The organism is Halomonas sp. H2, assembly GCF_050215315.1.
In the GTDB taxonomy this organism is placed as follows: Bacteria; Pseudomonadota; Gammaproteobacteria; order Pseudomonadales; family Halomonadaceae; genus Vreelandella.
Genome location: NZ_CP189760.1, coordinates 1,806,132 through 1,827,641, shown reverse-complemented (window position 1 = coordinate 1,827,641; position 21,510 = coordinate 1,806,132). Strand labels below are relative to the sequence as shown.

The window sequence follows — 21,510 nt, the reverse complement described above, 5'->3', positions numbered from 1 at the left end:
GCTTAAAAACACCGCCCTTAAAAGAAAATTAGAGCGGCGCGCAAATACTCCACCATCATACCACCGCAAAAGCAGCAAGGGCAGCCAGAGAGCTCACCAAAGCCGTTTAGGGGGTAAATGCCTCTTTCGCCAACGTTAATGAAGCCAACGCATCGCGCACCTCGCCCTCAATGGCAGCGGCTTTATTAGCCCGCATATCCAGAAGCACAAAGGTCAAATCTGCCTGGGCGATGACGGTACCGTCTTTGCGCACGATGCGGTGATGGCAGAGGCCGCTGCGCTCACCGACGTCGACGATACCCGTCATAATTTCTATATCATCGCCGTGACGCGCCGCGGCTAAATAATCAATATTCAAGTTAACCACTACAAACGCACGGCCAGCCTGATGGAGTTCCTTGATCATCGCTGGGTGTTGATCAAAGTAATCCCAACGCCCCTCTTCCATAAACTCCAGGTAGCGAGCGTTATTCACATGCCCATAGCCATCCAAGTGATAGCCACGAACGCGCAATTGAACCCGTGAAAGTGATGCGGTCATAACAGCTCCTTTATATCGATTAGCCGACAACTCAATCAAACACAAGTTTGAAACGTGTGCAATAACATGGATTGCCCGTTGCATGCTGGTAGGAAGGCCCCGCTTTCGCCATAATGTGCCACCTTTTGAACAGGATTGGCCCTATGTGGTTTAAGCACTTGCATATATACCGCCTGCACGATGCGCCCGAAATATCCAGCGATGCGCTGGCTAGCGCTTTAGACGAGCATTCCGCCAAACCACTCGGCAACGCCGATGCGCGCCGCCTGGGCTGGACAGCGCCTGCTGGCCGTATGGGCGGCGGCCAACTGGTTCACGAAATCCAAGCACATCGGCTGCTTTCCGCCCTGCGCCAAGAGCGTCTACTGCCCGCCTCTGTGGTCAAAGAAGAAGTCGATGAGCAGGTCGCCGACATTGAGGCCAGCGAAGGCCGCAAAGTCACTCGCAAAGAGAAGACCGCACTCAAAGAGCAGGTCACTGAGAATTTATTGCCCCGCGCCTTTGTGCGCAGCCAGAAAATCGATTTGTGGTGGGATACCCGGGGGCAAATGATCGGCATTAACGCCAGCTCGCGTACCCGCGCTGAAGATATTCTAGATTTATTGCGTGAAACGCTGGGCAGCTTAAAAGTCACCCCGCTCAGCTCACAAACGCTGCCTATCCGCGCCATGACTACCTGGCTTGGGGATGCCGCGAGTCGCCCTGCCGACCTGCAACTTGGCGACCAGGTAGAGCTCAAGGCCAAAGGCGATGACGGCGTACTACGCGCGCGCCAAGTCGACTTAGACAGCGATGAAATTCAGCAACTGCTAGAGAGCGGCCGTCAGGCCAGCAAGCTCGCGATTAGCCTGGAAGGCCGCTTAAGCTTCGTGTTGCATGATGATTTAGCGCTCAAATCATTGCGCTTTGGCGATGCTCTGATTGAGGAAGCCGATCATGCTGACGACGGTGATGACGCCCTTGCGCGGCTGGAAACGGATTTTGTTTTAATGGCGCAGGCGCTATCGGACGATATTCCGCGCTTGATAGAGTGGCTCGGCGGCGAGACGCAGCGGGAACCCGCAGCGCAGTAAGTGGCTCTATAGCAGTCAATGGTTCTATATACGTTCGCCTCGATGTTATTAATCGATCTTCACTATTTATCATCCAACGGTTCGCATGACTCATCACAATAACGCTACCAACGCCTCTACTGAGACAGACCCGTGGGCCGACATTCGGCCCTTTATGGATCATGAAGTGGCCGATGTACTTGCTAGGCTCTCACGAGACAACGAGCTGCTGGATGCGCTGACCCGCTTTCGGCTGCCGCGTATGGCACGCTGGGCGCCGTCACTGGCGCGTGTTTTTGCCAGCCGTGCCGTGCGCCGTGAAGTCAAAGGCGTCTCGTCGGTTTACGAGTTTCAAATGCGCATTGCCCACTATATGGAGCGCATGATTCGTACCACCACAGACGCCTTTGAAGTGACTGGCCTCGACAAACTCGACCCCGACGGTGCCTATCTCTTTATTGGCAATCACCGCGATATCTCGCTGGATCCCGCGTTCGTCAACTATGCGCTGTATCAGGCAAACCGCGACACCGTTCGCATCGCTATCGGTGACAATCTGCTTAAAAAGCCCTACGTCACCGACCTGATGCGGCTGAATAAAAGCTTTATTGTGCCACGCAGCGCCCGGGGTAAGCGGGCGATGCTAGCCGCGTACCAGCAGCTGTCAGCCTATATTCGCCACACCATTACCGAAGACCAGCACTCCATCTGGATGGCCCAGCGTGAAGGACGCGCCAAAAACGGCATCGACCACACTGAGCCAGCGATCATCAAAATGTTGACCATGGCCAGACGCAACGCCGAGCGTGACATGGTGTTCGGCGAAGCCATCGCCGAGCTGAAACTGGTGCCGGTATCGATTAGCTACGAGTACGACCCCTGCGACGTGCAAAAGGCTCAGGAACTGCACGATATCGATACCCAAGGTAGCTACGCTAAGAGTGAGTTTGAGGATATTCGCTCAATAGTGGCGGGCATTACCGGCTCCAAGGGTCGCGTTCGCTTACACTTTGGCTCCCCGGTAGACGCCGACATGGCCACCCCCGATGAAGTCGCCGCTGAAATTGACCGCCAGGTGATTGGCGGCTATCGCCTGTTTCCCAGCCACTATTTAGCCTTAGAGGCATTAGGCGAAACACCTGAGCTAGTAGCGCGTAAGTCGATTACACGCCAAGATAGAGAGCGCTTTAATGCTCGGCTTGCCGATGTGCCTGAGCCACTGCGCCCTTATTGGCTTGCCCAGTACGCAAATCCCGTTAAACATAAGGCGGGGCGGCTGACCCTTTAATGTTGCGTATTAATGCTCGGTGACTCATGCCGGTTGGCGGAAAAAATGCTATGGTCAGCGCATTGATTGGTTTCGCTTGGCGCCGTCGCCAAGCGCGATCCTAAGGAGACTCCCATGTCCGGTTCAGAAATTCAGAAAACACGTGTCATCAATGAGCTGCGTGGTTTTATTCGTAAACTGCTGCAAGACCCTAAAATCCTCGAGCAATCCCTGGTGGTTGCCCGGCAGCAGTTAACTGAAGGCAACAGCCCAGCGGCGATGGCGCGGATTGCCAACGAAATTTCCGATACTACCAGCGTGCATATTCCGGAAGATCCGGCGGAGCACTCTGAGGCGGATAAACTCTTTTTAGAGCTGCTGCGCGAAGTGGTTCAAGAAGAGCAAGCGCTCTACTAAGCATTACCGCCAACAGCGCCAGCGGCGAAGTATTTAGTAACTTCGCCGCCTTTTTTGTTACTGCCTGCCCGGCACTCCTATTCACTCGGAATTAACCTTCACCATGTCTACAACCGCCACGCGCAACATTTTGGTGACTAGCGCGCTCCCTTACGCCAACGGAGCTATCCACCTCGGTCACCTGCTTGAGTATATCCAGACTGATATCTGGGTTCGTTTCCAGAAAAGCCGTGGCCAACAGTGCTACTACGTGTGTGCCGATGACGCCCATGGCACCGCCATTATGCTGCGCGCCGAGCAGGAAGGGATTACCTCTGAAGCGCTCATTGAGCGGGTTTCCCAGGATCACCAAGCAGATTTTGCCCGTTTTGGCGTTGGGTTCGATAATTATCACTCGACTCACTCCGCCGAAAATCGCCACTTCAGCGAAATGATTTATAAGCGCCTGCGCGACAAAGGCCATATCGCCACCCGCGATATCGAGCAGATGTTCGACCCCCAAAAAGGCTTGTTTCTAGCGGACCGCTTTATTAAAGGCACCTGCCCCAAGTGCGGCGCCGATGATCAGTACGGCGATAACTGTGAAAAGTGTGGCGCGACTTACACCCCCGCCGACTTGATTAACCCCGTTTCGGCCATATCGGGCGCGACACCCGAAGTACGTACCTCGACGCACTACTTCTTTAAGCTGCCCGACTTTGCGGATTTTTTACAGCGCTGGATCGACGACGGTCACGTTCAGCCGCAAATCCGCAATAAGTTGATGGAGTGGTTTGAGTCGGGCTTTAACGAGTGGGATATTTCCCGCGACGCGCCCTACTTCGGCTTTGAAATCCCTGACGCGCCCGGCAAGTATTTCTATGTCTGGCTGGATGCACCGATTGGCTATCTGGCCAGCTTTAAGAATTTATGTGATCGCGAAGGCATCGACTTCGACAGCTACTGGAACAAAGACTCCGACGCCGAGGTATACCACTTTATCGGCAAGGATATCGTCTACTTCCATGCGCTGTTTTGGCCCGCCATGTTGCATGGCGCAGACCTTCGCACGCCCACCGCCGTCAACTGCCACGGCTTCCTGACGGTGGACGGCGCCAAGATGTCGAAATCTCGTGGCACCTTTATTAAAGCCGCCACCTACGCCGATCATTTGAATCCTGAATACCTGCGCTACTACTTTGCCGCCAAGCTTACTTCCAAAGTCGATGACTTGGATTTAAACCTGGAAGATTTTAGCGCGCGGGTCAATTCAGACCTGGTCGGTAAAGTCGTTAACATTGCCAGCCGCTGCGCCGGTTTCGTGAAAAAAATCGGCGCTGGAACACTCTCCGCGCATTGCGCTGAACCGCAAATGGTCGCCCGTTTTATTGCCGCCGGTGACGATATTGCCGACGACTTTGAAGCACGTGAATTTAGCCGGGCAATGCGCAAAATTATGGAGCTGGCCGACGAGGCCAACACCTATATCGCTGATAAAGAGCCTTGGGCGCTGGCCAAGCAGGATGGCCGCGACGCTGAAGTACTCGATATTTGCTCGGTCGGCATTAACCTGTTCCGACAACTGATGGTCTATCTTGCCCCTGTGGTGCCCGCGATGGCGGAACAGGCCCGTGCGTTTCTTAACGTTGAGTCGCTGGATTGGCACTCGCGTCAAAACGTATTGACCGGTCACTCGATCAATAAATTCAAGCCGCTGTTGACCCGCGTTGAACGCGATAAAATCGATGCGATGATTGAAGCATCGAAGGAAGATCTCGTGGAAGAGCAGAAACTCAAAGAGGCGCCTAAAGGCCCGCTGGCAGAAGAGCCCATCGCCGCGGAAATCGATTTTGCCGCCTTTGCCAAAGTCGATCTGCGCATTGCGCGCATTGCCAAAGCCCAATATGTCGAAGGCGCCGACAAGCTGCTGCAGTTGACCCTCGACCTAGGTGGCGAAACCCGCAACGTGTTCTCCGGCATTCGCTCCGCCTATGCGCCGGAAGCATTGGAAGGCCGCTTGACGGTTATGGTGGCCAATTTGGCACCGCGTAAAATGCGTTTTGGCATGTCTGAAGGCATGGTACTGGCCTCGGCCAACCAGGAAGGTATCTATTTGCTTTCCCCCGACACTGGCGCAGAGCCGGGCCAACGGGTTACTTAACCGAGCGTAGCCACCAATGCAAAAGGGTAGAGGCACAAGCGCTCTGCCCTTTTTTCATTACTGCTTAGCGCACTTCGAACACAGACCACTCCATTCAGAGGCTGTTATCTCATCAAGCTTCCTAGCTTCGCACTAGCCAATGCCGCCTTTTGTTCGCAGAATACGTCACCATGAGTGAGCTATTTATCATTTTGATCAGCACTGCGCTGGTCAACAACTTCGTGCTGGTTCAGTTTCTGGGCCTGTGCCCCTTTATGGGCGTCTCCAATAAACTGGAATCGGCCATGGGCATGTCCATGGCCACCACCTTTGTGCTGACCCTGGCGTCTGCAGCGAGCTTTGTGGTTTATCACGGCCTGCTTGTCCCGCTGGATATCACTTATCTGCGTACCATTAGCTTTATCGTAGTGATCGCCGCCGTGGTGCAGTTTACCGAAATCATGGTGCGCCAGTTGAGCCCCCTGCTGCACCAAGTGCTGGGCATTTTCCTGCCACTGATCACCACTAACTGCGCGGTATTAGGCGTTGCATTGCTGTCGCTGAATCGCGAGTTAAGCTTTTTTCACACGACGCTTTATGGCTTGGGCGCAGCGTTGGGCTTTTCGCTGATATTGGTGCTGTTTGCCGCCATGCGCGAACGCTTAGCGGGGGCCGATATTCCCAAACCGTTCCAAGGCGCCGCGATTGCCATGGTCACCGCTAGTTTAATGTCGCTGGCGTTTTTGGGCTTTTCCGGACTGGTGCAGGGGTAACTGCCATGGGTGACACGTTTTCGTGGTGGAGCATTCTCAGCGCCGTGGGGGTTCTCACTGGGTTGGGAATTGTTTTCGGGGCATTGTTAGGGGTGGTCAGCGCGCGCTTCAAACGTGAAGATAACCCGCTGGTTGAGCAAATTGATGCGCTACTGCCACAAACCCAGTGCGGTCAGTGCGGCTACCCGGGCTGCCGCCCTTACGCCGAAGCCATAAACCAGGGCGATGCGCTGAATAAATGCCCACCGGGTGGCGAAGCGACGATTCATGCCCTGGCTGATCTTCTAGGCCGCGAACCTGAACCGCTGGACGGCGACGCCCAAAGCGAAGCCAAGGTGGCGTTTATTCGCGAAGCGGAGTGCATCGGCTGCACCAAGTGCATCCAAGCCTGCCCGGTCGATGCGATTATCGGCGCCGCCAAGTTCATGCATACCGTGATTGAAGACGAGTGCACCGGCTGCGACCTTTGCCTGGACCCCTGCCCCGTTGACTGTATTGATATGCTGCCACGCTCAGCCCCGCTCACCCAGTGGCAGCCGTTAATAACGCCGTCAGCGGATGTGATTGCCAGCGACCGAGTCGCTACGTTAGGGGATAGCCATGTCGCGCGCCTTTGACTTTCCTGGTGGCATTCATCCACCGCAGCGCAAATATCGCTCTAACCAAGTAGCGCTGATGGAAGCTCCACTGCCCAGCCGGGTAATTCTCCCGCTGCAGCAGCACCGTGGCCAGCCCGCCACACCCTGCGTGGAGGCGGGCCAACTCGTAAAAACCGGCAGCGTGATTGCTAAGCGAGAAGGCATGATCTCCAGCAACCTACACGCCAGCATTAGCGGCACGGTTACCGAAGTGAGCGACGTCCAGATCACCATTGATAGCGATGGGCAAGATAACGGGCAACGGCTGCCTAGCCTCGATTGGCACAGCGCCGAGCCCGGTGAGCTACTAGCGCGTTTAAACGAAAGCGGGATTGTCGGCTTAGGCGGTGCGGGCTTCCCCATCCATATTAAAGCCCGGGTGGTCGAGCAGCATGCCATTCACACCCTGGTCATAAACGCGGCGGAGTGCGAGCCCTATATTACCGTCGATGATCTCACTCTGCGCCACTATCCCAGTGAGGTAATCGAAGGCGCGCAGATCATCGCCAAACTATGCGGCGCGCAGCATATCGTTATTGGCATTGAGGACAACAAGCCCGACGCCATTGAAGCGCTGCGGCGCGCTATTCAGGTGAGCCAGCCGATCGCCCTTGAATTAAAGGTGATTCCCACCCGCTACCCCAGTGGCGGCGAGCGCCAGCTAATTAAAAAGTTGCTCGACCTTAACGTGGCAAGCGATGGCCTGCCCGCTGATGTAGGTGTGCTTTGCCACAACCCCGGTACGCTATTGGCAACTCTACACGCCGTCCGCGATGGCCAGCCGTTGATTTCCAGAATTGTCACGCTGACCGGCGAGGCGATCAGCCAACCCGGCAATCGCTGGGTGCGCCTGGGCACTTCTGTTAAGGAACTGCTGGCACAGGCGGGATTAAACCCGTCTGCACTACACCAAGTGATCGAAGGCGGCCCCATGATGGGGTCTCCACTGCTCACGCTCGATACGCCAGTTACCAAACTTACCAACTGCTTAGTCGCCGCAACGTTCGACGAGCTGCCGCCTGCCCCTGCCGAATCGCCCTGCATTCGCTGCGGCGAGTGTGAAAGTGTCTGCCCGGTAGCGCTGCTACCACAGCAGCTACACTGGTACACCCGCGCCCAAGACGATGCCAAGCTGGAGCGCTATCACCTGTTCGACTGCATTGAGTGCGGTGCCTGCAGCTATGTCTGCCCCAGCCATATTCCGCTGGTGACGGATTACCGCGAGGCCAAAGAGCGCTTGCGCCTGCAGCGCATCGAGACGGTAAAAGCAGAGCACGCAAAACACCGCTTTGAATTTCGCCAAGCACGACTAGCACGAGAAGAGGCTGAAAAACAGGCCCGCCGTGACGCGCGCAAAGCACAAAGCCGGCGCACTCCCACCGATGCCGTCACAGCTAGCAGCGGGCAAGTAGACCTGCGTGGCCTACGCATTGCTCATGCCGCCGCCAAAGCATCGGTTAAAAAAGCCGAGAAGACGCTGGCACGCGTGGCCCAGGAAGACCCCAAGCAACCGCTGGATGATTTGGAAATGCAGCTTGCCACCGCGCAAGAAAACTTAAAAGCCGCCGAATATCAGCTTGCCCAGGCGCGTGAGCAGCAGCCACTCGACAGTGCCAGTAAGGAGTCACCATGAGCATGATGCACGCCTCAGGTGTTAAAGACGCCGCGAAGGCGACGTCCGTGCCGCCAACGGCAAACTTAATGCGCTGGGTGATCGTGGCAACGCTGCCAGGCATTGCCACCATGAGCTACTTCTTTGGCCTGGGCGTTGTCAGCAATGTGCTACTGGCTTCAACGTTTGGCCTCGGCCTAGAGGCAACCATTCTATGGCTTCGCAAGCGCCCCATACGGGTAACATTGAATGACTCAAGCGCCCTACTAACCGGCATTTTACTGGGCGTATCGCTGCCTCCCGCTAGCCCCTGGTGGTTGATCGGTGTGGGGATGATCGCGGCAATCGTGGTCGCCAAGCAGCTATACGGTGGCTTAGGGCACAACCCATTCAACCCCGCCATGATTGGCTACGCTTTGCTACTGGTATCCTTTCCTACCTATATGACGCTATGGGCGCCGCCCCAGGAACTCCTGCCCAGCGACTTATGGGCGCAAATCGCTGGAACGCTGCCAACCGTACAGCTGGACAGCTTAAGCGGCGCCACACCGCTTGATGCCTTTAAACATAAAGGCGAAGCAGTGCTTGCCAGCGAGTTCTGGGCCACGAACCCACTGCCTGAAGGCACGCTAAGTGCCTGGCGATGGGTGGCTCTTGCCTGGCTAGCGGGTGGCCTCCTGTTGCTAACGAAGCGGATCATCAGTTGGCATATTCCAATCGCTATGCTGGGTAGCATGGGGGTACTGGCCACGCTGTTTTATCTTAGCGACCCCAGCCACTTTGCCTCGCCGCTGTTTCACCTGCTAACAGGGGCAACGCTATTTGGGGCGTTTTTTATTGCCACCGACCCGGTTTCTGCCGCCACCAGCCAACACGGCAAACTCATTTATGGCGCCGGCATTGGCGCACTGGTGATGATTATTCGCACCTTTGGCGGCTATCCGGATGCGCTGGCGTTTGCGGTACTGCTAATGAACCTGTGCGTGCCGTTACTGGATTTATATAGCATGCCACGCCCCACCGGTCAGCCAAAAGCCTCGCCAGGAGAGCGGCCATGACCCTCTTTCAGGCTATGCAGCGTGGTGCGTTTGCTTTAGGCATTTTTGCCCTGGTCACTGCGGGCAGCGTGGCGCTGACCCGGGCACTAACCGCTGAGCGTATAGCAACGCATCAGCTAGCTTACCAACACCGCCAGCTTCAAGAGGTGCTGCCCGATGCGTTGGCAAAGACACCCATCGCCCAGGTGCTTGAAAGCACGTTTACGATCCCCAACCCAGCAGCGCTGGGAATTGAGAGTGGCAGCCAAGGCTGGTGGGTGAGCGATCAAGACAGCAACAAGGACAGTAACACGAGCAGTGCGGTGATTTTGCCGGTGGTGTCGCGGCTGGGGTATAACGGCCAAATTCAGCTTTTAGTCGGCATTAACGAGCAGCAGCGGATTAGCGGTGTGCGCGTTACCCAGCACCAGGAAACCCCCGGCCTAGGTGATGACATTGAGCGCAGCCGCAGCGACTGGGTCACCCATTTTAATGGTCTCGGGCTAGATAGCTTGCCGCCAAACGGCTGGGCAGTAGCCAAAGATGGCGGTCACTTTGATGCCTTCACCGGCGCAACGATCACCCCACGCGCCGTGGTTGATGCCGTTTATAAAACGCTCCAGTACGTCGCCGACACACCGCTGCCGATTACCTTTGAGGAGACCCAACAATGAGCCAATGGCAAGAACTGGCCCGCAGCGGCCTCTGGTCGAATAATCCCGCGCTGGTTCAATTGCTGGGGCTCTGTCCGCTGTTAGCCGTTAGCATCAGCGTCGTTAATGCGCTGGGGTTGGCACTGGCCACGCTACTGGTCATGGTGGGCGCTAGCACAGCGATTTCGCTAATTCGCCACCAGGTGCCCAGCGCGGTGCGCCTGCCCGCTTTCGTGATGGTGATTGCCGCTTTTGTCACCTGCGCTGAACTGTTGATGGCTGCCTATGCCTACCCGCTCTATCAGATATTGGGGATTTTTATTCCCCTGATCGTCACCAACTGCGCCATTCTTGGTCGCGCCGATGCCTTTGCTTCGCGCCAGCCGGTGCTGCCAGCAGCCATCGACGGTTTTATGATGGGCCTGGGGTTTGGTGCCGTACTGGTGCTCTTAGGCGCCCTACGCGAGTTACTCGGCCAAGGCACGCTGTTCAGCGGTATGGCGCTGCTGTTTGGGCCCGGCGCGGCCCATTGGCAACTAACCATTGCTGACGACTACCAGTTCCTGTTTTTCGTGCTACCGCCGGGGGCATTTTTTGTAGCGGGTATGTTAATCGCCCTAAAAAATGTCATCGATCAACGCAGCGCTGCCCGTGCGCACCCTTTGGCCGCCACGCCGCGCGCTGATCGCCGCGTGCGGGTCACAGGTACGATTAAATAGCCGTTAAGTAAATAACGGGGATAATTAAACCAAGAGATCTGCCATGAATGCCCAAAAGCGCCATGAAATTTTTGCTCGCCTTCAGGCGGAAAACCCGCACCCAACCACCGAGCTTAATTGGAATACACCATTTGAGTTGCTTGCCGCGGTGCTGCTTTCCGCGCAAGCCACCGATGTGGGGGTGAATAAAGCCACGGCGCGGCTCTACCCTGTTGCCAACACGCCTCAGGCGATCATTGATTTGGGTATCGACGAGCTTAAAGCACATATCAAAACCATCGGCCTATACAACACCAAAGCCGAAAACCTGATGAAAACCTGCCACATGCTGGTCAACCAACATGGCGGCGAGGTGCCAGACACCCGCCAAGCGTTAGAAGCCTTGCCGGGCGTGGGGCGTAAAACCGCCAATGTGATTCTCAATACCGCCTTTGGTCAGCCCACCATGGCGGTAGATACGCATATATTCCGCGTTTCCAATCGCACCGGCATCGCTAAAGGCAAAGATGTTGTTGAAGTGGAGCACAAGCTGTTGCGCCATGTGCCCAAAGCCTTTCTGCAAGATGCTCACCATTGGTTGATTCTGCACGGCCGTTATACCTGCATTGCCCGCAAGCCCCGCTGCGGTAGCTGCATTATCGAGGATCTGTGCGACTATAAAGACAAAACCGAGCTTGCCTAGGGGATTAATAGCCACTTACGCTACCCAGCTTAATCCATTAGCAACTTTCGATAAGCCTCGCGCCATGCAGGCCACTCCCAAGACGTGCTATCGATGGGCTCAGGACGCGTTGTTGGATCGGTTAGCCAAGCCTTAAGCCGCTGATAAAGCCCTTCCCGCGTCCCATCATAGCGATAGGCTGGCGGATAGAGCGCGGGAAAGCAGAGTCGATCAGGTACTAGCGGCAGTGTCCCGCGCTGGGCCGCTTCCATAATCGCCAAGCCCTGAAACTCATGCCATGTGGTTGATACCACAATACCGGCGCTATCCAGCAGCTCGCGATACGCCTCTTCCGGCTGCGGTCCCCAAGCCACAACATGCTTGGCTAAGCGTTGCTCAGCCTCGGCAAAAATAGCCGGCGCTTGGCGAAATCGCTGGCCCAATACCGCTAACTCAAACGAGACGCCTGTATCGCTTAACGCAAATAGCACCGCAAAGAAGTCGTCGGGATTTTTGTCGTACTCCCAGCGATGATTCCACACAATACGGTGGGGTATCGTTTTATGCTGATGAGCTGTACTGCTAGCAGGGATGGGTACCGGCAATACCTGGGCTCGCGCACGTAATGCCTCGAGAGGTTTAGCTGCGGGGAGATTTTCGGGCATTTTCTTCAGGAAAGCCCGGGCGCCATCGATAAAAGAGTCACGGTTGTAGGCGCTGTTAAACACCACGCTATCCGCCGCCAACGCCGCATAGAGATTGACCATCATGGCCTCAACTTGCGGCATTTGATCGCTTGATTCCGGGTAGGCGAACTGGTTTTCATGGAAGTAAACGATCTTTCGGGCGCGCCCAAGATGTGGAAACAGCCCAATCAGCGTTGCCAGATCAACCATCGACGTGGTGAGCACCGCATCAAACGATTGGCTGAGAGTGTCGTGCTCTTTTAACATCCAGCTCAGCGGATTGCCGCGAATACGCCAGGCAAAATGGCGTGGCGGCAGGCTCAATAGCGTCCACTCAATGTCATTGAGTTGCGCCATCAAACTCTCCGCCCAGTAGCGGTGACTCACCGCCTCATAGGCAGATAACAGTAATACCCGCATTAAAATCCCTGCTGTTCCAGCTTTCCTGCGAGCAACTCTAACACTTCAATACCTTGAACGTCGGTGGGCAGCCAAGGCAGCATCGGGCGGGGTAAGCGCGCAAACAGGCTATCAATACGCGCTAAATAACTCGCTTCCTGTTCACGCCGCGCTTGCAGAAACGCCCCGTCAGCATCAGCAGGTATCACTCGATTAATCAGCGTGCCCGCCACGGGTATATGCACTTCTTCCAACGCGCGCACGGCGCGATCCGTCTCTAGAATCGGCAGCCGTTCCGGTGTCATAACAAACAGAAAACTGCAGGCTTTAGGGTCTTCAATACGACGTCTGGCTTGATGAAATAAACGTCGCCGATTGATCAGCGTTTTCGCCACATCCCGAGTGCGCTCGTCTAAATCATCCAACGGGTCTTCAGTGGGGTCATCGAAAGGGGTTGCCACATCGCGACCACGCTTGGGAGTCAGGTGATCCAACACCTTCCCAAGCTCAGCCGACTTGCGGTTATGGGCCAGTAAACCATCCGTCCAAGCGGCCATGGCTTCGGGCAGTGTTAACAGCCTGAGCGTATGTCCGGTCGGCGCCGTATCGAAAATAATTAGGTCAAAAGGCGCCGTGTCATCCACCATTAAGCGCGCCAAGCGTTCTAACAATGCGGCTTCCTGGGTACCGGGTGATTGGCGGGTGAGGCGCATCTGGCGCTCCAGCTCCTGCATCATGTCAGGCGCAGCGTAGCGGCGCATCTGCTGGGTTACCCGCTTTAAGTGGGCTTCGACCTCTATATCAGGGTCGATCTCCATGGCGTCAAGGTTGGGCAGCAGGCGACGTGGCACATCGCCCAATTCGCGATCAAATACATCGCCTAGGCTATGCGCGGGGTCTGTGGAGACCACCAAGGTACGCTTTCCACGGCTAGCGGCCAACACTGCTAACGAAGCCGCCACGGTGGTTTTACCCACGCCCCCTTTGCCGCCCACCCATAAAAGGCGACGGTTGAGTACTGCTTGCATGGCGCTTCTCACTTGTTCGGATTAGATGGTAATAGAACCGCGCAGTTATCGATTGCTTCCATTCACCACTCACTACTCACTACTCACTACTCACTACTCACTACTCACTACTCACTACTAACAACAGCGGAAGTGATCCAGCGGCGAGTGCTCCATGCCCATTCGCATGTGCCAATCATGAAAACGCTCTAATAGCAGCGGCTGGAGTTCAAGGGTGTAGTAAGAGGCTGGATTTTGTAAGCCCATCATTTCGGAAAATACCAACAGCATAAACAGGTCGTCTTCGTCGCGTCGCGCCCGCGCAATAGCGCCACGGTAGCGCGAACTATATACCTCTTCAGTGAAGAAGCGGGCCTGGTCTAACCAAGCCCGCAACTTGTCACGACGTGACGACGACCCGTGCATCGGGTCATCGTGCATAAGGTTAATCCTCCAAGTTAGTCACCTTGAGCAGCCATTTCGGCGCGCGAACGCTTGAGCGCTGAGGCACACTCCATCGCCACCATAATAGCGGCCACCAGCACCACGATATCCAGCACCAACAGGAACATATTGCCCTGATTCCAGAAGGTGCGTAGCTGTATCAGCAGCGCCAGAATAGTCATCACCAGCAGGAAGCAAAGTGGCGCTAGCGTAAACCACATGGGCCGCTTCATACGTACCAACATCACGGTAATCACCAACAGGGTTAAGCCAGCCAGCAGTTGGTTAGTGGTGCCGAATAGCGGCCAGATGATCAAACCACCGGAACCGTCGGCACCGCCCGCGCCAAACGCTAACAGCAGGCAGGTGCCCACCGCCAAGCCCGTGGCAATCGCTGGCTTTTTCATCCATGGCTGGTTATAGATATCGCCCCACTCTTGGAAGATATAGCGCTGCAGGCGTAAACCGGTATCCATCGTGGTACCCGCAAATAGCGCCGCCATCACCGTTAACAGCGTTGCTGCCGTCACTTCCGGCAAGCCAAGGCCGTTATGGATAATAAAGGCGCCGCCTTCAACAAAGGCATTAACGCCGCCCTGCCCGAAGGCGGTGTACATTGCCTGCCAGTCGCCAACGGTGGCAAAACCAGCGGTGGCGGCCAAAATCGCCGCCAGCGCGAGCATGCCCTCGCCCACCGCACCGAAATACCCTACGAAGCGGGCGTCGGTCTCTTTATTCAACTGCTTAGACGTTGTGCCTGACGAGACAAGCCCGTGGAAACCGGATATCGCACCGCAGGCAATGGTCACGAACAGCAGCGGTATTAACGACGGCGTACCAGCGGGAACATCGCTATTAAACGCAGGCGCTACCAGCGTTGGGTTCAACAGTACTAACGCGCCGTACAGAATAAGCAGGCCAATAAACAATTGAAGACCGTTAATATAATCACGCGGTTGAAGCAGCATCCAAACCGGCAGCAGCGAAGCAATCGCGGCATACCCGAACAGAATGAGAATCCATACCGCATTACCCGACATAGCGCCGACTTCAGCAGGCATTTGAATGGGCACCGAAGGACCAATGCCGATTAACGCATAGAGCGCCACCACGCCGATCACCGACACCACCGCCAGGCTGATAATCCGGCGATAAATCAGTTGGCCGATTATTAAAGCAACGATAATCGCCCCCCATACCGGTACCACGGCGCTGGGGAAGTTCATCATCAGTCCAGCAATGACCACCGCGAATACCGCGTTGACCATCAGCAGTACCAAGAAGATAACGATCATAAAGATACTGCGGGCCCGCTTGCCGACGACATCGCCGGTTAACGCACCAACCGACTTGGCTCTATTGCGCACGCTGGCCCAAATAGCGCCGAAGTCATGGATACCGGCAAAAAATATGGTGCCAAACACCACCCATAAAAAGGCCGGCGCCCAGCCCCAGATCACCGCGATAGCGGGACCAACAATGGGGGCAGCCCCAGCAACGGAGGTAAAGTGATGGCCCCATAACACAAACCGATTGGTCGGCACATAGTCGACGCCGTCCTCAAACTCATGGGCAGGGGTTTTAAAATCAGGGTCTAATTGGTAAATCTTCTCCGCAATAAACTTGGAGTACACGAAGTACCCCAAGGCCATTGCGCCAAGACCTACCACCAGCAGGAAAATAGCACTCATGGGCGCAGCTCCTTTGGATTTGATTGTTATTGTTTATTTACTCAGCCAGCGTATCGCTACGGCTCTCCTTTTACAGGGTGGTATGAGTCAACAATTAAGTCCATAACAATACGAATTTAACTACTTAAGTTGCTTCTAAAGTCGTACTTACCAAAGTGTCGCCTCTGTTCGACTTGGCCATCCCCATGCACATTCCACTATTGACTGGGACGGCATTCGGCCAAGGTCGTCTTGGCCGTTCTCGGCAATCTATCTAAACTGCTAAACACGTATTGCTGCAATCAAGGTTTCTCGGCGGCGCTAACCCTAATAACGACAGACCCTAATAACGACAGGAGAGCTCCATGGCTAAAGTGCTCGTGGTCGACGACGAACCCAATATTGTTTTATCGCTAGAATTCTTAATGCAGCAAGCCGGGTTTGAGGTGGTGACGGCCGAAGATGGTGAGCAGGCCTTGGCGCGAGTTAATGACGCCCAGCCCGACCTTCTGCTGCTCGATATTAGCCTGCCAGGCATTAGCGGTTTTGATGTGCTAGAGCGATTACGCAATGAAGCAGCTACCGCTCAACTGCCGATTATTATGCTGACTGCCCACGGGCGCGACGTTGAACGCGAAAAAGGCATGGCGCTGGGTGCCGATGACTACATCACCAAACCCTTTTCGACCCAATCGCTGGTGGGAAAAGTCAAAGCACTGCTGCTCAAGGAGCAACCATGACCCGAGGCGGGCTACCCAAGCGCCAGCGCCTGATAGGTCTGTGGCTGCTACTTAGTGGTATCAGTTTGTTGGGCGGTGCAATTTTTGCCGCTTGGCTGGATGCCCAATTCAGTCCTACTGGCGCCACCCGGATAGCGCTATGGATTGGCAGCTTTTCCGGCGGCGCGACCATCTTGTTAATTGGACTGGTGCTTGAACGCATGCTGTTTACGCCGCTACGCCATTTACAGGTGCAACTGGCACGGTTAGTTGCCAATCCCGGCGCTCGCGACGAACACCCACCCGAGGGTTGGCTAAAAGGCCTGGGGCCAGATTTACGCCGTGTGCGCGAAAGTTGGCGTGAGGATCGCAGCCGCCTGACTACCGCTCACGCCGAAGGAGCACGTAGCGCGGCTCGCATTCGACAGGAGCTGGAAACACTGCTGCAAGTGCTTGAAACGCCGCTACTGCTATGCGACCACTATCGTCGTGTCATGCTGTTCAATCAGGCCGCCGAAGACTTTTTTGTCGGTAATACCGGGTTAGGATTGGGTAAACGCCTGGAAGCCCTGCTCCCAGTCACCAGCCTACAGCAGGTGCTTAGCCAATTGCCTAACGACGGCTCCCCCCGCGAACTGCTTGCCCCCTGCGACAACCGCTGGCTAAAAGTGATACTGCGTCGCGTACCGGGCAGCGACGGCGAAACGCTGCTGACCTTTAGCGACGCCACCGCCTCCTGGTCGAGTGAAATGGGCGTCAGAGCAGAACTAGCCGATATGCTGACGCCGCTACGTCAGCACACCGCAAGCCTAACCAGCGCCGCCGATGCGCTGATCGAATTGCGCAATCAGAACGATGCCGACACATCGCCATTACGCCAACGTTTTGAGCGCGTTATCCATGAAGAAGGCAAAACATTGGGCGACAACGTAGCTCAAATTGGCCAACTGCTAGATGACATGCAGCACCAGGGCGAGCGATTAACGCCTATGTGGTCCAACGATTTCTGGCAAGCCCTGGACGAACGCCTTGACCCGGAACACCGGTTAATTACCCCCGTCGGCATGCCAGCCTGGTTTAAAGGCGATGCCCCCGCCTTAATCGCGCTGTTTGACTCTTTGGTCAAACACCTTAATGCTCACCTGCCTGATAGCGGTTTCGAAGGTGAAATGTGCCTAGGCAATAAACGCGTCTATTTGGATCTTATCTGGCGTGGCAAAGCGATCCCTGAGCATGAACTCGCGGCGTGGCGGCAGCAGCCACTCAACTCACTGCCGCTAACGCCCAACGTCGCGGATGTGCTGCGACAACACGCCAGCGACATCTGGAGCCTTGCCGACGATGATGGCGTTCATTCACGCCTGCGACTTCCTCTGCCCGCCATGGAGCGCGTCGGCGCTCCACGAGAAACCGCCCCGCCGCGTCCTGAATTCCATGACTTTGGCATTGCCGACCTGCCCCCGCCGGATGAAGCGCTCGCCGGTCGAACGCTGCGCAGCCTGGAAATAGTCTCGTTTGATACCGAAACCACCGGCTTGGAGCTGCGCCGCGGCGACACCGTTATTAGCCTGGGCGCCTGCCGTGTGGTCAACGCTCGCCTGCTGGCCAGCGGCGTATTCGATCAAAAAGTTGATCCGCAGCGGCCGATTCCACCCGCGAGCACCAAGATTCACGGCCTTACCGATGCCGATGTGATTGGTGCGCCACCGCTGAATATCGTGCTTACCCGCTTCCGCGATTACGTCGGGGACGCGGTTCTGCTCGCTCATAACGCCGCTTTTGACCTGCTTGCCATTAGCCATAAGGGTGTCGCCTTTGATATTGCTATTATCGACACCCTGCTGATTTCCAGAGCACTCGACGAAGCGCTGGATGGGCACGACCTGGATAGCCTTGCCCTGCGCTACGACCTGGCGTTCCCGCCCGGCACCCGTCACACTGCATTAGGCGACGCCCGTGTGACTGCCGAGCTATGGCTAGCTCTGCTACCGCGTTTAGAAGCACGCGGCGTCGACACCCTGGAGCAACTGATCGCGCTGCAAGCCAACGCCTTTGATCGACAGGATGCCAGTACCTCATGAAAAACTTTTTTATTAATAACTTAGATTTATGAAGAGCTTAGATTTATGAAAAGCTCAGGCCCCCAATCGCGGCGCAATGAGCGTTTGATGGCGTTAGTAGCCATCGCTCTGCTGCTGTTCAGCCCGCCGCTGATTATTGTGATTGATCGCTTACCCTCTTTTATTGGGGGTTGGCTGCCGCTCTACCTATTTTGCGCCTGGGCGGTAGTCATTGGCTTAACCGCTTGGCTGATGGAACACCGTGCGGATCGCTGACCATGCGCGCTGACGCAATTATCCTCGGCACTGCCTTTGGCTACCTAGCGCTATTGTTTGTGGTAGCCGCCTGGGGTGACCGGCGAGCGGAGCAGGGTCGCTCGATCATTGGTTCACCAACGGTATACGCACTCTCAATCGCCGTGTACTGCACCGCCTGGACTTTTTACGGCAGTGTCGGGCGCGCCGCCGAGTATGGCCCCAGCTTTTTACTCATCTACCTGGGGCCGACGCTTGCGATGCTGCTAGCGCCCTTTGTCATTCGCAAGATGGTGCGCATTGCAGCGCGGCAACGGATCACCTCAATTGCCGACTTTATCAGCGCCCGCTACGGCAAAAGCACCAGCTTAGGTGCACTGGTTGCGCTGATGGCACTGATTAGCATCACCCCCTATATCGCCCTGCAGCTAAAAGCCATTACCGTGAGCCACGCGGTGCTGATCAACTACCCCCGCGCAGCCGACACCACCTTGGTAGATGAACACTTCTGGATGGATAAGTCCCTCTGGGTCGCCCTGGTATTGGCGGTGTTTATTATTCTGTTTGGCACACGCCACCTGGATGCCAGCGAGCGCCATGAAGGCATGGTGGCAGCGATCGCCTTGGAATCTATCGTGAAACTGGTGGCCTTTATGGCCGTTGGCGTATTTGTGGTGTTTGTGATGTTTGAAGGGCCTGGGGCTTTGCTGGCTCAAGTTTCAGCCACACCAGCGCTGGTTAACAGCATGCGTTTAGACAGCGTGCCAGGGGGCATCACCGGCTGGGTCGGCATGTTAGTGTTGGCTTTTCTGGCCTTTTTGACGCTTCCCCGCCAATTTCAGGTGCTAGTGGTAGAGAATGTCGATGAGGCACACTTAGCCCGCGCAAGCTGGCTATTTCCCCTCTATATGCTGCTGATCAATCTATTCGTTATCCCGATTGCCCTGGCGGGGCTGCTGTTAGGCGTCAACGCGGGTGATCCGGACAGTTTCGTGCTGACGCTACCGCTTTCTGCAGGGCTTGAAGGCTTGCCGCTGCTGGTCTTTATCGGTGGTTTATCCGCGGCCACAGGCATGGTAATTGTCGAAACGATTGCTCTCTCCACCATGGTCAGCAATCAACTGGTGATGCCACTGTTACTGCGTTCGCGCCGTCTGCATTTGAGCACCAAAGGCGAGCTTGCTGGCTGGCTGTTGGGCATTCGTCGCATTGCTATCGTACTGATTCTACTGCTTGGCTATCTCTACCATGCGCTGATTGGTGACTCCTATAGCCTTGTCACTATTGGGCTGGTTTCATTTGCGGGCGCGGCGCAGTTTGCCCCCGCCCTGTTGATTGGCCTGTATTGGCGCGGGGCGACTCGCCAGGGAGCTACCGTTGGTTTAATCGCCGGATTCTTGGTCTGGTGCTATACGTTGCTGCTACCCGGTTTCGCCCAGTCCGGCTGGCTGGATGCCACGCTGCTTTCAGAGGGTCCTTGGGGCGTTTCCTGGCTAATGCCGTACGCGCTGTTCGGGCTCGAAAATTGGGATATTTATACCCATTCGCTGCTATGGAGCATGCTGGCCAATGCGGGGCTATTGGTGGGTATTTCGCTGTTTACGCGGCCGACACCCATGGAGCAAACCCAGGCCGCACTTTTTACCGAAGCGATGCACCCCAACTTGCAAACCACCTCGCTATCGACGTCTCTATGGCGCGGACAAACCACCCAAGGGGCGCTAAAAGAGCTGCTTGTGCGCTATTTAGGCAGCCATGCTACCCGCCGTGTATTCAGTAAAAGCACCGCCAATAGTGCTTATGCCGGCGATGAGCCTGCCACCGCGGAGCTCATTACCCGCGCCGAACAGGCGCTTGCTGGGTCCCTGGGCAGTGCCTCGGCGCGGGTGTTGATCAACTCGGTGGTACGCGGGGAGGCGCTGGATATTGAGTCTATTCTAAGCATTCTGGATACAACGTCACAAACCTTGGAGTACAACCGGCGCCTAGAACAGAAATCCCAGGAGCTAGTGCAAATCGGCGAAGAGTTACGTAGCGCCAACGAGCGCCTGCGCGAGCTAGACCGTTTGAAAGATGAGTTTGTCGCGATGGTCAGTCATGAGCTACGCACGCCGCTGACATCTATTCGTGCTTTCGCTGAGATTTTGCGCGATAGCGGCCAGTTATCCGATGAGAAGCGCCAGCATTTTCTCGGCGTGATTGTTCACGAAAGTCAGCGGCTCTCGCGTCTCATTGAGGAGATTCTCGACCTTGCCCGCCTGGAGAGTGGTCGTTTAACGCTTAATCCCATGCCCCTCGACCTCGCCACTCTCACCCGCCACAGCATTGACGCCATTGCGCATCTACACCAAGAGCGTGGCATTGCGCTAGACGTAAGCTTAGATGCTGACCCGGCGATGGTGGTGGGCGATCATGACCGGTTAGAGCAAGTGATTATTAACCTGCTTGATAACGCGAGTAAGTTTGCCGATCGCCATCAGCCCAAAGTACGCCTTACGCTGTATCGTCATCGGCGCCATTTTCGATTAAGCGTGGAAGATAACGGGGCAGGCATTAGCGCTGACGAGCGCGAGCGGGTATTCGAAAAATTCCATCAAATTCAGCAGGACGATGAGATTCCGCGCGGGCGGCCAAGAGGCAGCGGCCTCGGCTTACCGATCAGCCGAGGCATTATCGCTCACCTGGGCGGTCGGCTTTGGGTAGAGGATGCTAAAACACTGGGCGGCGCCTGCCTAACGCTGGAACTGCCCGCCGCACCTGACAAGACTGCACCATAAAGGC

At 55.9% G+C, this 21,510-nt stretch carries 20 protein-coding genes; 15 read left to right on the top strand and 5 right to left on the bottom strand.

Features of this window, described 5'->3' with window-relative positions; genetic code table 11:
* Positions 1-106: 106 nt before the first annotated feature.
* Positions 107-541 carry a thioesterase family protein gene (locus tag ACQE2I_RS08410; protein WP_336269034.1) on the bottom strand — a complete coding sequence of 145 codons (435 nt, stop codon included), beginning with the start codon at positions 539-541 and terminating at the stop codon, positions 107-109.
* 143 nt (positions 542-684) lie between these two features.
* On the opposite strand from ACQE2I_RS08410, the gene ACQE2I_RS08405 reads away from it, so the two are divergent.
* The 11 genes from ACQE2I_RS08405 (at position 685) to nth (ending at position 11,510) form a co-directional block, all read left to right on the top strand.
* Positions 685-1,614, top strand: a complete 930-nt coding sequence (locus ACQE2I_RS08405; RefSeq protein WP_427031168.1) for a recombination-associated protein RdgC — start codon at positions 685-687, stop codon at positions 1,612-1,614.
* A gap of 85 nt (positions 1,615-1,699) precedes the next feature.
* Complete coding sequence (locus ACQE2I_RS08400) at positions 1,700-2,881, top strand: 1-acyl-sn-glycerol-3-phosphate acyltransferase (RefSeq protein ID WP_427031164.1); 1,182 nt, start codon at positions 1,700-1,702, stop codon at positions 2,879-2,881.
* Between the two features lie 114 nt (positions 2,882-2,995).
* Positions 2,996-3,277: a hypothetical protein gene (locus tag ACQE2I_RS08395; RefSeq protein ID WP_427031162.1), complete on the top strand. Its 282-nt coding sequence runs from the start codon at positions 2,996-2,998 to the stop codon at positions 3,275-3,277.
* Positions 3,278-3,380: 103 nt separating this feature from the next.
* Positions 3,381-5,417: a methionine--tRNA ligase gene (gene metG, locus ACQE2I_RS08390; protein ID WP_427031161.1), complete on the top strand. Its 2,037-nt coding sequence runs from the start codon at positions 3,381-3,383 to the stop codon at positions 5,415-5,417.
* 170 nt (positions 5,418-5,587) lie between these two features.
* Positions 5,588-6,169, top strand: coding sequence for an electron transport complex subunit RsxA (rsxA, locus tag ACQE2I_RS08385; protein WP_427031160.1), 582 nt, complete (start codon positions 5,588-5,590; stop codon positions 6,167-6,169).
* Between the two features lie 5 nt (positions 6,170-6,174).
* Entirely contained in the window at positions 6,175-6,786 is a 612-nt protein-coding gene (rsxB, locus tag ACQE2I_RS08380; RefSeq protein ID WP_427031158.1) for an electron transport complex subunit RsxB, read from the top strand.
* On the top strand, positions 6,770-8,440 hold the full coding sequence (gene rsxC, locus ACQE2I_RS08375; RefSeq protein WP_427031156.1) for an electron transport complex subunit RsxC: 1,671 nt from the start codon (positions 6,770-6,772) through the stop codon (positions 8,438-8,440). The genes rsxB and rsxC overlap by 17 nt, the downstream gene beginning before the upstream one ends.
* Positions 8,437-9,477, top strand: a complete 1,041-nt coding sequence (locus ACQE2I_RS08370) for an RnfABCDGE type electron transport complex subunit D (protein ID WP_427031155.1) — start codon at positions 8,437-8,439, stop codon at positions 9,475-9,477. The genes rsxC and ACQE2I_RS08370 overlap by 4 nt, the downstream gene beginning before the upstream one ends.
* Complete coding sequence (locus ACQE2I_RS08365; protein ID WP_427031153.1) at positions 9,474-10,130, top strand: RnfABCDGE type electron transport complex subunit G; 657 nt, start codon at positions 9,474-9,476, stop codon at positions 10,128-10,130. The genes ACQE2I_RS08370 and ACQE2I_RS08365 overlap by 4 nt, the downstream gene beginning before the upstream one ends.
* Positions 10,127-10,828 (top strand): electron transport complex subunit E, encoded by a 702-nt coding sequence (locus ACQE2I_RS08360; RefSeq protein WP_427031151.1) that lies wholly within the window; start codon positions 10,127-10,129, stop codon positions 10,826-10,828. Before ACQE2I_RS08365 ends, ACQE2I_RS08360 begins: the two co-directional genes overlap by 4 nt.
* A gap of 43 nt (positions 10,829-10,871) precedes the next feature.
* Entirely contained in the window at positions 10,872-11,510 is a 639-nt protein-coding gene (nth, locus tag ACQE2I_RS08355; protein WP_427031150.1) for an endonuclease III, read from the top strand.
* A gap of 29 nt (positions 11,511-11,539) precedes the next feature.
* On the opposite strand, the gene ACQE2I_RS08350 is transcribed toward nth, so the two are convergent.
* From ACQE2I_RS08350 to ACQE2I_RS08335, 4 genes are all read right to left on the bottom strand, one after another.
* Positions 11,540-12,595 carry a tRNA-queuosine alpha-mannosyltransferase domain-containing protein gene (locus ACQE2I_RS08350; RefSeq protein WP_427031149.1) on the bottom strand — a complete coding sequence of 352 codons (1,056 nt, stop codon included), beginning with the start codon at positions 12,593-12,595 and terminating at the stop codon, positions 11,540-11,542.
* Positions 12,595-13,602 carry an ArsA family ATPase gene (locus ACQE2I_RS08345; RefSeq protein ID WP_427031147.1) on the bottom strand — a complete coding sequence of 336 codons (1,008 nt, stop codon included), beginning with the start codon at positions 13,600-13,602 and terminating at the stop codon, positions 12,595-12,597. Before ACQE2I_RS08345 ends, ACQE2I_RS08350 begins: the two co-directional genes overlap by 1 nt.
* Positions 13,603-13,719: 117 nt before the next feature.
* Positions 13,720-14,022, bottom strand: coding sequence for a cory-CC-star protein (locus tag ACQE2I_RS08340; RefSeq protein ID WP_427031146.1), 303 nt, complete (start codon positions 14,020-14,022; stop codon positions 13,720-13,722).
* A gap of 17 nt (positions 14,023-14,039) precedes the next feature.
* Complete coding sequence (locus ACQE2I_RS08335; RefSeq protein WP_427031145.1) at positions 14,040-15,716, bottom strand: carbon starvation CstA family protein; 1,677 nt, start codon at positions 15,714-15,716, stop codon at positions 14,040-14,042.
* A 344-nt stretch (positions 15,717-16,060) separates the two neighbouring features.
* On the opposite strand from ACQE2I_RS08335, the gene ACQE2I_RS08330 reads away from it, so the two are divergent.
* The 4 genes from ACQE2I_RS08330 to ACQE2I_RS08315 are packed head-to-tail and all read left to right on the top strand — an operon-like array spanning position 16,061 to position 21,506.
* Positions 16,061-16,435, top strand: coding sequence for a response regulator transcription factor (locus ACQE2I_RS08330; protein WP_427031143.1), 375 nt, complete (start codon positions 16,061-16,063; stop codon positions 16,433-16,435).
* A complete protein-coding gene (locus ACQE2I_RS08325) occupies positions 16,432-18,495 on the top strand; it encodes an exonuclease domain-containing protein (RefSeq protein ID WP_427031141.1) in 2,064 nt (687 codons plus the stop codon). Before ACQE2I_RS08330 ends, ACQE2I_RS08325 begins: the two co-directional genes overlap by 4 nt.
* 45 nt (positions 18,496-18,540) lie before the next feature.
* Positions 18,541-18,750 (top strand): hypothetical protein, encoded by a 210-nt coding sequence (locus tag ACQE2I_RS08320; protein ID WP_427031140.1) that lies wholly within the window; start codon positions 18,541-18,543, stop codon positions 18,748-18,750.
* A gap of 2 nt (positions 18,751-18,752) precedes the next feature.
* The gene (locus ACQE2I_RS08315) at positions 18,753-21,506 is read left to right on the top strand and encodes an ATP-binding protein (RefSeq protein ID WP_427031139.1); all 2,754 of its coding nucleotides are present in this window, start codon (positions 18,753-18,755) and stop codon (positions 21,504-21,506) included.
* Positions 21,507-21,510: the final 4 nt, after the last annotated feature.

Bases quoted from the DNA above. Each gene is read 5' to 3' on its own strand.
- ACQE2I_RS08410 (WP_336269034.1), bottom strand. From the start codon at position 541: ATGACCGCATCACTTTCACGGGTTCAATTGCGCGTTCGTGGCTATCAC.
- ACQE2I_RS08405 (WP_427031168.1), top strand. From the start codon at position 685: ATGTGGTTTAAGCACTTGCATATATACCGCCTGCACGATGCGCCCGAA.
- ACQE2I_RS08400 (WP_427031164.1), top strand. From the start codon at position 1,700: ATGACTCATCACAATAACGCTACCAACGCCTCTACTGAGACAGACCCG.
- ACQE2I_RS08395 (WP_427031162.1), top strand. From the start codon at position 2,996: ATGTCCGGTTCAGAAATTCAGAAAACACGTGTCATCAATGAGCTGCGT.
- metG (WP_427031161.1), top strand. From the start codon at position 3,381: ATGTCTACAACCGCCACGCGCAACATTTTGGTGACTAGCGCGCTCCCT.
- rsxA (WP_427031160.1), top strand. From the start codon at position 5,588: ATGAGTGAGCTATTTATCATTTTGATCAGCACTGCGCTGGTCAACAAC.
- rsxB (WP_427031158.1), top strand. From the start codon at position 6,175: ATGGGTGACACGTTTTCGTGGTGGAGCATTCTCAGCGCCGTGGGGGTT.
- rsxC (WP_427031156.1), top strand. From the start codon at position 6,770: ATGTCGCGCGCCTTTGACTTTCCTGGTGGCATTCATCCACCGCAGCGC.
- ACQE2I_RS08370 (WP_427031155.1), top strand. From the start codon at position 8,437: ATGAGCATGATGCACGCCTCAGGTGTTAAAGACGCCGCGAAGGCGACG.
- ACQE2I_RS08365 (WP_427031153.1), top strand. From the start codon at position 9,474: ATGACCCTCTTTCAGGCTATGCAGCGTGGTGCGTTTGCTTTAGGCATT.
- ACQE2I_RS08360 (WP_427031151.1), top strand. From the start codon at position 10,127: ATGAGCCAATGGCAAGAACTGGCCCGCAGCGGCCTCTGGTCGAATAAT.
- nth (WP_427031150.1), top strand. From the start codon at position 10,872: ATGAATGCCCAAAAGCGCCATGAAATTTTTGCTCGCCTTCAGGCGGAA.
- ACQE2I_RS08350 (WP_427031149.1), bottom strand. From the start codon at position 12,595: ATGCGGGTATTACTGTTATCTGCCTATGAGGCGGTGAGTCACCGCTAC.
- ACQE2I_RS08345 (WP_427031147.1), bottom strand. From the start codon at position 13,602: ATGCAAGCAGTACTCAACCGTCGCCTTTTATGGGTGGGCGGCAAAGGG.
- ACQE2I_RS08340 (WP_427031146.1), bottom strand. From the start codon at position 14,022: ATGCACGATGACCCGATGCACGGGTCGTCGTCACGTCGTGACAAGTTG.
- ACQE2I_RS08335 (WP_427031145.1), bottom strand. From the start codon at position 15,716: ATGAGTGCTATTTTCCTGCTGGTGGTAGGTCTTGGCGCAATGGCCTTG.
- ACQE2I_RS08330 (WP_427031143.1), top strand. From the start codon at position 16,061: ATGGCTAAAGTGCTCGTGGTCGACGACGAACCCAATATTGTTTTATCG.
- ACQE2I_RS08325 (WP_427031141.1), top strand. From the start codon at position 16,432: ATGACCCGAGGCGGGCTACCCAAGCGCCAGCGCCTGATAGGTCTGTGG.
- ACQE2I_RS08320 (WP_427031140.1), top strand. From the start codon at position 18,541: ATGAAAAGCTCAGGCCCCCAATCGCGGCGCAATGAGCGTTTGATGGCG.
- ACQE2I_RS08315 (WP_427031139.1), top strand. From the start codon at position 18,753: ATGCGCGCTGACGCAATTATCCTCGGCACTGCCTTTGGCTACCTAGCG.